Origin of the sequence: Psychrobacter sp. (genome assembly GCF_036731945.1) — a bacterium.
Lineage (GTDB): Bacteria > Pseudomonadota > Gammaproteobacteria > Pseudomonadales > Moraxellaceae > Psychrobacter.
This window is the reverse complement of sequence record NZ_DAINDI010000041.1, coordinates 362-2,778: the sequence shown is the minus strand read 5'-3', so window position 1 is coordinate 2,778 and position 2,417 is coordinate 362. Positions and strand designations below refer to the sequence as shown.

Below are 2,417 nucleotides of genomic sequence, written 5' to 3'. Positions count from 1 at the left end.
GATAAACCAAATGGTTTTTAAGGATAATATAATGAATCATACTGTCACGCCTGATATAAAAGACACAGTGAAAAACTCGCGCCAAATTGAACACCTTTACGCTGGCGTCGATACCCAAGACGGTGCTGGGGTTAAGCTGACACGGGTACTGACCCAGCAGCTACAAGAGCGCCTTGACCCGTATTTGATGTTAGACAACTTTAAAAGCGATAATCCAGACGACTATGTTGCCGGTTTCCCCAATCATCCGCATCGTGGTTTTGAAACCATTACCTATATGATTACTGGCCGCATGCGCCACCGCGACAGCGCCGGTAACGAAGGGCTATTACAAAATGGCGGCGTCCAATGGATGACGGCGGCTAGCGGTGTGATTCATTCAGAATTGCCTGAACAAGAAAACGGCGCAATGGAAGGTTTTCAGCTTTGGCTTAACCTACCTGCCAAAGATAAAATGAATGACCCTTGGTATAAAGATTTCCAAAGTGACGATTTGCCAAAATATAGCACGGAAGATGGCGTAGACGTCACGGTAATTGCAGGTCAATCGCATGGTATTGAAGGTGCGGTCACACGCGACATCACTGAGCCGACTTATTTGGATATCCATCTACCAGCAGGAACGAGTTTTAGTCAGGAGATTCCGGCTGACCATAATGCTTTTGCTTTTGTCTATCGCGGTACCATAGAGATTGCAGGCGAAACGGTACCAACCAAGACCATGGCTATTCTTGAGAATGATGAAAGTGCAGATGGCGTTACCATTACAGCCGATAGTAGTGAGGATACCAAAGTGATTTTAATCACTGGTCGCCCACTACGCGAACCTATTGTACAATATGGTCCTTTTGTCATGAACAGTCAGCAAGAAATCATGCAAGCGGTCACCGATTTCCAAAGCGGCAAGTTTGGTGAAGGCGCTTAAGGTTTAGCTATTAGCTAAGCATTAGCCTTATTTACTTAAATACTCTATTGAATATCAAAGCCCGTATTAGTTCGCTAATACGGGCCTTTTTAATCATAAGAAAAGCAAATCTATTTAACCAGCTATCTAGTCGCACGGAGTAACCGCTCTCATCACCTAGAATGATTTATTGGCAAACTTAGGCCACATCAACTTGGCTTTCACGGCGATAGTGGCGCAATTGATGTTCTAAGCGCCGACCCTCACTAAAAGCGGATATCCGCTTTAAATAGCCAATGATACGCGTGGCATGATCGACATCGTTTGAGCCACAAGCCTCACAGTGATAGAGGGTGCGCTTATCAATATGCTGACACTCATTGCAAATGGTGATACGCACGTTAATACAAAAGTATTGGCACCCTGTGGTTGCCGCAATATCAAGCAATTTACGATACTGCTGCTTATCGAGAGTTTCATCCAAATTCAAATGCAAGGCAGAGCCACCATCGAGCCACTGCGTAAGCTCACGTCCATGCAGCATAAACTTATCCAAGGTATTGGTTGTTTCATCTTCTACCAGATACAGATAAGAGTTATAGCACTCACGCTGCACTTCATAGCCATCTCGTTTGTCCCATTTGGCATTTTTAACGCCTAAGTTTTCTGCAGGTACAAACTCAGTATTAAATTTCAAACCATACTGGATACTGGCTTTACGATTTTCATCATAAATGGTTTTTAGGATGTCGTTAACGAAAGTATGATATTGCGGATTATTACCGACTACTATGCCTTGACTCTCCGCCGCTTCTGCCATGCCATTGATACCGAGCGTCAAAAACTGCTTATCTAGTTGAATAAACCCTGCATCATAAACAGGTAACATGCCAGATGCTTGATATTGTTCCATCAGCTTACGATAACTGACCTGATACTTATGAATTTTTTGTACCTCTGCAGCCAAATCTTGTCCATTTTGAATCATACGATTTAGATTAAGGGTAATAACATTGATTGAGCCAGTAGCCACACCACCTGCGCCCAAAGTATAAGAGAAACTGTGATCAGTGATTTCATTGCGTAGACGACAACAAGAAGCTAAAGAGTCCGGATTGTCGCTTTGATAAATAAAGAAGCTGTTTTTTTCTGCCAACTCGGTCGCTAGCATATCGGCATATTCTTCATCTTTACATTTACCGTTTTCGGTTAGCATGGCGCAGGTAACGACTGGGAAAGTTAAGATTGCACGTTTACGCTCTTCATTAAACCAGGTTAAAAAATACGCCTGTAGCTGTTTAATCGTTTCCCAGCATGGTCTTTCACCATCAGGAAACACAAAGTTGGCAAACATGGCATCAAAATAATGTTCGTCGTATAAAGAGATATTCCAAAACGCGCTCTGATAACCACGCGCCGCAGCAGGTTGATTAATGGAATAAACCACTTGCTGGAAACAGTTTTCAATCAATGATTTATGAGTGGTTAAATAATCACTACCATGGTCTTTACG

2 protein-coding genes are annotated in these 2,417 nt (G+C 42.9%); one reads left to right on the top strand and one right to left on the bottom strand.

Annotated elements, in window-relative coordinates:
* Positions 1-31 precede the first annotated feature (31 nt).
* A complete protein-coding gene (locus tag V7D75_RS09405) occupies positions 32-925 on the top strand; it encodes a pirin family protein (protein ID WP_333614352.1) in 894 nt (297 codons plus the stop codon).
* Positions 926-1,103: 178 nt separating this feature from the next.
* Here the strand turns inward: V7D75_RS09405 and nrdD are convergent.
* The coding region (gene nrdD / locus V7D75_RS09400; protein WP_333614351.1) for an anaerobic ribonucleoside-triphosphate reductase at positions 1,104-2,417 on the bottom strand (1,314 nt) is incomplete at its 5' end.